The following is a 7,650-nucleotide window of genomic DNA, read 5'->3' as shown; positions in this document are numbered from 1 at the left end:
CCTTTCACGGCGGTAACAGGGGTTCGAGTCCCCTAGGGGACGCCATTTGCGGGAATAGCTCAGTTGGTAGAGCACGACCTTGCCAAGGTCGGGGTCGCGAGTTCGAGTCTCGTTTCCCGCTCCATTTGTATAAAAACGCCGCTCAATGAGCGGCGTTTTTGTGTCTGCCTTTTTATCCATGAGAATCGTGCCTGCCCCTTCGCCTAATATATGTCTTATATCTATATATAAATTTAAGTTAAATAAAATAAATTCATATTAGGTTAGAGCTTACAGGCATTTCACAAGGCTGCTTTCAACGCTTATGTTCATTCCACGGTCGGCCACAGAGCCGTTAATCATTGGGGAAATAAAACATGGCAGAGCAGCGGCAACTCAAGTTCGGCGCGATTCTTACCGGGGTTGGCACCTCACAGAACGATTGGCTGCACCCGGAGATTCCCGGCAATGCCAGCGTGGACATCGACTGGTACCGCAAGCAAGCGCAACAGGCAGAGGCGGCGAAGTTCGATCTGGTGTTCATCGTCGACAGCCCCTACATCACGCCTGACTCTGCGCCGCATTACCTTAACCGGCTGGAACCGCTAACGTTGTTGTCGGCTGTGGCGGGTGCGACGTCGAAGATTGGCCTGGTGGCGACGTTAACCACGTCCTACACCGAACCGTTCAATGTCGCACGGCAGTTCGCTTCACTGGACCTGATCAGCAACGGCCGTGCCGGCTGGAACGTAGTGACTACCGGCCTGGAAGGCGCTGCGGGCAACTTCGGTCGCGAGGAACATATCGATCACACCGATCGCTATCGCCGCGCCCGGGAGCATCTGCAAGTGGTGCAAGGTTTGTGGGACACCTATGAAGACGACGCCTTCCCGCGGGACAAGCACAGTCGGACCTTTCTCAACACTCAGCGTCAGCACCGGCTAGACCATCAGGGTGAATTTTTTTCGGTCACTGGGCCATTGAACATTGCGCGTTCGCAGCAGGGCCAGCCGGTGATTTTCCAGGCCGGTATCTCCGAATCCGGACGCGACCTGGCGGCCAACTTCGCCGAAGGAATCTTTGCCGGCGTGGACAATTTCGAAGACGCCCAGGCGTATTACCACGACGTTAAAAAACGCACCGCTGCGGCCGGACGCAATCCTGATCACGTAGTGATTCTCCCAGGGATCACACCCATCATTGCCGACACGGATGAGCAGGCGCGTCAGATCGAGCGCGATCTACACGGCGAACTGGATCTGGGCAAGGCGCTGGTGCAACTCGGCCGCCCGTTCAATTATCACGACTTTAGCCAATACCCACTGGACGAGCCCTTCCCGGAACTGGGTGATCTCGGTAGCAATGGCTATCGCGGCCATGCGGACCACATCAAAAACACTGCGCGCGAACAAGGCCTGACCCTGCGCCAGGCCGCTCTGCGTTTTGCCACCCGTTATTCAAACTTTGTCGGTTCGCCGCAGACCGTGGCCGATGAAATTGAACGCTGGTTCGTTGAAGGCGCGGTCGATGGTTTCAACCTGCGGATCAGCGCGCCCAGTGAGTTTGCGCTGTTCGTCGATAAAGTGTTGCCGATCTTGCGCGAGCGCGGTCTATTTCGCAGCGAGTACACTCACGATACGTTGCGTGGCCATTTGGGCCTGCCGGTGCCGAGCAATAGGCACAGCAAAAAGGTCGGCGAAACTGAAAAAAGACTGGCGTCATCGGCCTTGGAAGGTGCTTGATAGTCTTTGAAATTGCCGCTGAAATAGCTACCGAATTTCGAGCGCCCCCTCAGGGCGCTTTTTTATACCTGAATTAGACGGAGTCATCGATGGAGTTTCGTTCACTGGGCAAGACCGACATCAAGGTCAGCGCTATCGCATTGGGCACCATGACCTGGGGCGAGCAAAACACCGCAGAAGAAGCCTTCGCACAAATCCGTCAATCCAAGGACGCCGGGGTTAACTTTCTCGACACGGCCGAGATGTACCCGGTGCCGCCAGGCGGTGAAACGTACGCGGAGACCGAGCGCATTATCGGTCAATATTTCAACAAGTACGGCGACCGCAGTGACTGGGTTCTGGCCAGCAAAGTCGCCGGCCCGGGCCGTATGGATCACATCCGGGACGGCAACCCACGGTTGAACCGGGTCAACATCGTCGCCGCGCTGGACGCCAGCCTCAAGCGCCTGAACACTGATTATCTGGACCTGTATCAGTTGCACTGGCCCGACCGCAAAACCAACTTCTTTGGCGTGCTGGGCTACACCCACCATGCGGACGATCAACCGGTCGAGATTCTAGAAACCTTGTCGGTGCTGGAAGATCTGGTGAAAGCGGGCAAGATTCGCCATTTCGGCTTGTCCAACGAAACACCGTGGGGCACCCAGCGTTTCCTGCATTTGGCTGAGACCGGCAACCTGCCACGGGCAGTGTCGATCCAGAACCCGTACAACTTGCTGAACCGTACGTTCGAAATTGGCCTGGCGGAAATCGCCATCCGTGAGCAGATCGGTTTGTTGGCTTATTCACCGTTGGCTTTCGGTGTGCTGGCAGGTAAATACATGAATGGCGCGCGTCCGGCCACTGGACGCCTAACGCTGTTTGAGCGTTTTCAGCGCTACAACAATCCACAGGTCGACATCGCGACTGCGGCTTATGTAGCACTCGCCCAAACACACGGTCTAGACCCGGCGCAAATGGCATTGGCCTACGTCACCAGCCGACCGTTCGTGACCAGCAACATTATTGGCGCGACCACCCTGGAGCAACTTACCAGCAACCTGGCAAGCGCCGAGCTGACCCTGTCCGAAGAAGTACTGGCTGGCATCGAAGCCATCCACACCCAACAACCCAACCCGGCACCTTAGCCGTTGGTGAGGCGGTCGATGCGGTGTGTCTGACTGCTTGTGGTGCGCCTTATTCGCCAACAAATCGGCTCCTACAAAAGTTCAATGCCCTGTAGGAGCCAACTTGTTGGCGAGGTGGCTTATCGGATTTTACCTGGTGTTGGTTCCTGCCGGTGACTCCGGACTGAAGTGTGTTAACTCAAATCGCTATCGGCAGCGTATGGTTGGCCAGCGCTGCTTTAACCGCGGCAATAATCAGCCCGGCCTCGGTGCGTACCAACCAATCGGGCCACTCGTTCAGCGTGCAAACCTGCCAGAAGTGTATTCAGAGACTTGCTCATGCCAGCACCTCAGTTTGCGTGTGACTGGTCGCTTGTGCGTTGGATGACTCCGGCGCGTAGCGATTGACCGGCACCTCAAGTCCCAAATGGTTACGTAACGTCGAACCGCTGTAGTCAGTACGAAATAACCCACGCTGCTGCAGTACTGGCACCACCAGTTCGGTGAACGACTGCAAGCCATCGGGCAGTATCGGATTGATGATGAAACCGTCAGACGCGCCGCCTTCGAACCAGTTTTGGATGGCGTCAGCGACCTGCTCAGGCGTGCCCACGAAATCTCGATTCGGACGTGAGAAGTACAGCGCCACGTCCCGCAGGCTCAGGTGATTCTCCCTGGCCAACTGCTTGATCCGGTCAGACGTGCCGCGATGGCTGTTGATGCCCAGATCACCCAGGTCGGGGAAGGGGGCGTCAAGGTCATGCACAGTGAAGTCGTAATCGTTGAACGGACGACCCAGGGCAACAATGGCGTCTTCAATGCTGACCAGCCTCACCGCCTGTTGATAACGGTCTTCGACCTCAGCCTCGTCGCGGCCAACAATCGGTCGGATACCCGGCAGAATCGCCAGATTGTCGGCGTCGCGACCGAACGCTTTAGCGCGCTTTTTCAAGTCTTGGTAATACGCCTTAGCTTCGTCGAAAGATTCAGCACCGACGAAAATCGCATCGGAATTCTCGGCAGCAAAGGCACGCCCGTCTTCGGAAGATCCGGCCTGGAAGATCACCGGCTGGCCTTGTTTAGAGCGGGAGATATTCAGCGGTCCTTTGACCGAGAAAAACTCGCCCTTATGGTTCAGCGCATGCAGCTTGCCGGGAGTGAAAAATTCGCCAGTCTGTTTGTCGCCAGCGAACGCGTCGTCTTCCCACGAATCCCACAGGCCCTTGACCACGTTCACGTGTTCTTTGGCGATGCGGTAGCGCACCGGATGTGGCGGGTGTTCGGCCGTGCCGAAGTTGTCAGCGGTGCCGCTAAGCCACGACGTCACTACGTTCCAACCGGCACGGCCGCCGCTGATGTGGTCCAGCGAGGCAAACTGTCGGGCCACTTGAAAGGGTTCGGTGTAGCTGACGGTGACGGTTGCCACCAGCCCGATGTGATCGGTAACCGCCGCCAATGCTGAAAGAATCGTCAGCGGCTCGAAACGGTTAAGGTAATGAGGACTGGATTTTTCATGGATGTGCAGGCTGTCGGCGATAAACACAAAATCGAATTTTGCCGCTTCCGCTATCTGGGCAAACCGTTTGTACAGTTTGAAATTGATGCTGCCATCCGTTTGCGCATTGGGATGGCGCCATTCACCCCAGCCGTGGCCGACGCCAGTCACCAATACGCCGAGTTTCAGTTGACGAGTGTTGCTCACGATAATTCTCTCCTGCCTGATAGTGGGGGTAGTCGCTACTGGGCTGCTTGAGTGAGCTGGGCGCGTGCGGCGTTGAAGCTGTTGTCGAAGCCTTGGGAGACGTCGATGTGTTTGGTCAGGATGCCTTCTTCTTGATAAATGTCCGCAGTGGACTGCAGGCCCTTGATGACGCTGTCATCGATGTCGACGCGGGTCATTTTGGTGTTTTTTGCAGCGGCGAGGTGTACTTCCAGCGGCAGACCGGTGACCTTGGCCTGAGCGGCGGCGTACTCGTCGGGGTGGGTGTTGGTCCAGCGATAGGCACGCTCGATGCGCGCGACAAAATCTTCAAGCTGCGGGCGCTTGTCGGCAATCGCTTTGCTGGTCGCGGCCATGTACAGGTGGTTGGTGAGCAATTTACTGCCGCTGGCCAATACCCGCGCATTGTTCTGGGTGATTGAAATCGTGGTGTATGGGTCCCACGTGGCCCAGGCGTCGGCATCGCCGCTGTCGAGCAGCAGGCGTGACTCGCTAGGCAGCAAGTAAATGAAGGTCACGTCGCTGGTTTTCAGGCCCGCGTCACGCAACGCCTTAATCGCCAAAAAGTGCCCGATAGAGCCTCGACCGGTGACGATGCGTTTGCCCTTGAGATCGCTGACGGCTTTAAGCGGTGAGTCTTTCGGCACCAGAATCGCTGTGGTGTAGCGGCCCTCGGCGTGGGTGATGCTAACCACCTTCAACGGCGCACCCGCACCCAGTGCAAACACATACGGCGCATCGCCCAACCCACCGATATCCACCGCCCCGGCGTTCAGAGCTTCGCCCAATGGGGCGGCAGCGGGGAATTCGGAGAATTCTATTGTGTAGGGCACATCCTTCAACTCTCCCGAGACCTCCAAAAGCACCTTTATCGATGACTTCTGATTGGCCACCAGCAACGGCTGAAGGTCTGCCGCCTGTGTGTGCTGACCGACAGACAAAACAAACAACGCGCCGAGTAGCAGGCGTGAGAAAGAATGCAGCGCCATAAAAAGGTATCTCCAAGCGAAAAGGTACGAATCAGCTGCCTCCGCCTGGAAAGGGGTCGGTCTGGTATTGACGTTATTCCTATAAGAAAAGGATGTGAAGTATCGTTTGGTTATAAGCTAAGTATGTATATTTTTGATTCTTATGCTGGATTAACATAAAAAACAAGCATAAACATCTGGCCGGATATCAATCCCTGTAGGAGACTTGTTGGCGAGGCGCTTGACGGGTGTCCGCGACGAATCGCCTCGCCAACAGGTTGGCCCCTACAGGTAGCTGTGCTCGACCCAACCCATCAAAAGTTGTAAGCCAGCCGTGTGTAGTAATACGACCCGCCAAACCCAAACGGCGAGAACTGCCCGTATTTGTTAGCTCCGGCCCAATCTTGTATGCCTTTTTTATCCGGGTAGACATTGAACAGGTTGTTCGCGCCCAAGGCCATGGTCAGGTGTTTGGTCAGGCTGTAGGCAACATCCAGGTCGGTGATCCATTTAGCCGAGAATTTTCGGTCGTTGGCTGGATCGTTGTCGCCTTCGATGTAGCTGCCAAAGCGGGTCACGGCCAGGTTCACGTTGTAGTCGGTGATCTTCCAGTCCGACGCTAAAATCAGTTTCGACTGTGGGGTGGCGACTGTCAGATCCTTCTGCAAACGTCTGTCGAAAAGCTGGTATTGCGACCCGAGGCTAGAGAGTTGCTCAGGGTTTTCCTCCATCCGTTCGATCTTCGTCTGGTTCCAGTTATAGGCCGCGCTCCAGCGTACTTGGCCGTAGGCGCCGAGTTGCTGGCGGTATTCATTGACGATGTCGACGCCGCGGGTACGGGTGTCCACGGCGTTGGCGTAGTACTGCGCATACAGTGAAGGTGACAGGCCGTTGGCCGCGAGGATCTGTGAAATAGCCGGGCCACCCAACAAGCTGGTGGAAACGATGCGGTCGCGAATGGCGATTTGATAGAAGTCAGTGGTCAACCGGTAGTTATCCACAGGCTCGTAAGTAAAACCGAAGCTGTAGTTCAGCGACTTCTCGGGCTTGAGTTTTTTCGCGCCCAACGCTTCGGCTTCAGGTGTGTCCACTGGCAGCACCTTGACCGGCACCGACACCTGCTGGCCGTTAACCACCCCACCAGACGTGAAGGTCGAAGACGAATAAATTGTCTGCGCTAACGACGGTGCGCGAAAGCCGTTGTTCACTGTGCCGCGAAAGGCAAAGCCAGGGGCAATCTCGTAGCGGGTAGAAAATTTACCGCTCCAGGTGCTGCCAATGTCTTGGGTGTAATGCTCATAACGCCCGGCGACACCGACGTACAGCTTGTCGGTGAGGTCGGTGCCCAAGTCGAAGTAACTGGCGACGTTGTTGCGGCTGATGCTTCCGGCATCGGCGACACTGGTGCCGTTATAGGATGCCAGTCCTGGCAAGGGTGTGGTCCCGGCAAAAGGTCCGCTGGGCAGAACATAATTGCCGGGGGTGTAGCTGTCGTAGTCGCCGGGGTCGATTTCATAGCGCTCGAAGCGCTCTTCGAAACCAAATGACGCTTGCAACGGGTTCTTCAGGCCAATATCGAAGCTGCGGTTGAAGTCGAGGTTGCTGGTCCATTGATCGAAGACCTGCTCGGCCAGATTGAACGAGGTCGGACTGGTAGGCCCCAATGACGGGTTGATGGTATTGGCGGCGTTGAGCACTGAATCGTCCTCACCCCACGTGGTACTGGCGTCGTAGTTCCAGCCGCCAATATCACCTTTAAAACCGGCCGCCAATTGGAAGTCATTAGTACGGTTCTGGCGTTGCGCGTGGATGCCGTCGGGATATGGGCTGTTGGGGTCGCCCGCCAGGGAGTTAATGTCGTTGGGTCGATAGTTGCCGGTGACTTTAGTGGTTTCCATGTAGCTGAAGGTGGAGAACGAATAGAACTTCGCGCCGTTATCCAGCGGCACTTCGAGGTTATAGCTGCCGTTGGTGACCTTCTCTCGGCCGAGCCCGTAACTGGGGTTCCAGCCGTTGCGGTTCGCGGTTTGATCGCGCGGGTCGGGATGTCCCGGTGTGCCGTACAACTGGCCGGTGGCGCTGCCGCTGCGGTCGAAAGGTTCTTGCTCTTTAGTGTCCAGCGCCAGGTTGAGGAA

Annotated in this window: 5 protein-coding genes and 1 tRNA gene; 3 read left to right on the top strand and 3 right to left on the bottom strand. The window is 56.4% G+C overall.

The window, feature by feature from the left end; translation table 11 throughout:
• Positions 1-48 precede the first annotated feature (48 nt).
• The 3 genes from JWR17_RS25370 (at position 49) to JWR17_RS25360 (ending at position 2,848) form a co-directional block, all read left to right on the top strand.
• Positions 49-124, top strand: a tRNA-Gly gene (locus JWR17_RS25370).
• Between the two features lie 232 nt (positions 125-356).
• Positions 357-1,721 carry an LLM class flavin-dependent oxidoreductase gene (locus JWR17_RS25365; RefSeq protein ID WP_299835990.1) on the top strand — a complete coding sequence of 455 codons (1,365 nt, stop codon included), beginning with the start codon at positions 357-359 and terminating at the stop codon, positions 1,719-1,721.
• Between the two features lie 89 nt (positions 1,722-1,810).
• Positions 1,811-2,848, top strand: coding sequence for an NADP(H)-dependent aldo-keto reductase (locus JWR17_RS25360; RefSeq protein WP_299835988.1), 1,038 nt, complete (start codon positions 1,811-1,813; stop codon positions 2,846-2,848).
• Between the two features lie 316 nt (positions 2,849-3,164).
• On the opposite strand, the gene JWR17_RS25355 is transcribed toward JWR17_RS25360, so the two are convergent.
• From JWR17_RS25355 to JWR17_RS25345, 3 genes are all read right to left on the bottom strand, one after another.
• Positions 3,165-4,529 carry an LLM class flavin-dependent oxidoreductase gene (locus tag JWR17_RS25355; RefSeq protein WP_299835986.1) on the bottom strand — a complete coding sequence of 455 codons (1,365 nt, stop codon included), beginning with the start codon at positions 4,527-4,529 and terminating at the stop codon, positions 3,165-3,167.
• 35 nt (positions 4,530-4,564) lie between these two features.
• A complete protein-coding gene (locus JWR17_RS25350) occupies positions 4,565-5,536 on the bottom strand; it encodes an ABC transporter substrate-binding protein (RefSeq protein ID WP_299835984.1) in 972 nt (323 codons plus the stop codon).
• A gap of 293 nt (positions 5,537-5,829) precedes the next feature.
• On the bottom strand, positions 5,830-7,650 hold a 1,821-nt coding region (locus tag JWR17_RS25345), incomplete at its 5' end, for a TonB-dependent receptor (RefSeq protein WP_299835982.1).

Origin of the sequence: Pseudomonas sp., assembly GCF_028293835.1 — a bacterium.
In the GTDB taxonomy this organism is placed as follows: Bacteria; Pseudomonadota; Gammaproteobacteria; order Pseudomonadales; family Pseudomonadaceae; genus Aquipseudomonas.
The sequence above is the reverse complement of the archived record's forward strand: the minus strand, read 5'-3'. Positions and strand labels throughout refer to the sequence as shown.

What these genes read in the sequence shown, in the direction of transcription:
- JWR17_RS25350 (WP_299835984.1), bottom strand. Translation starts at nt 5,536, where the DNA reads ATGGCGCTGCATTCTTTCTCACGCCTGCTACTCGGCGCGTTGTTTGTT.
- JWR17_RS25365 (WP_299835990.1), top strand. Translation starts at nt 357, where the DNA reads ATGGCAGAGCAGCGGCAACTCAAGTTCGGCGCGATTCTTACCGGGGTT.
- JWR17_RS25360 (WP_299835988.1), top strand. Translation starts at nt 1,811, where the DNA reads ATGGAGTTTCGTTCACTGGGCAAGACCGACATCAAGGTCAGCGCTATC.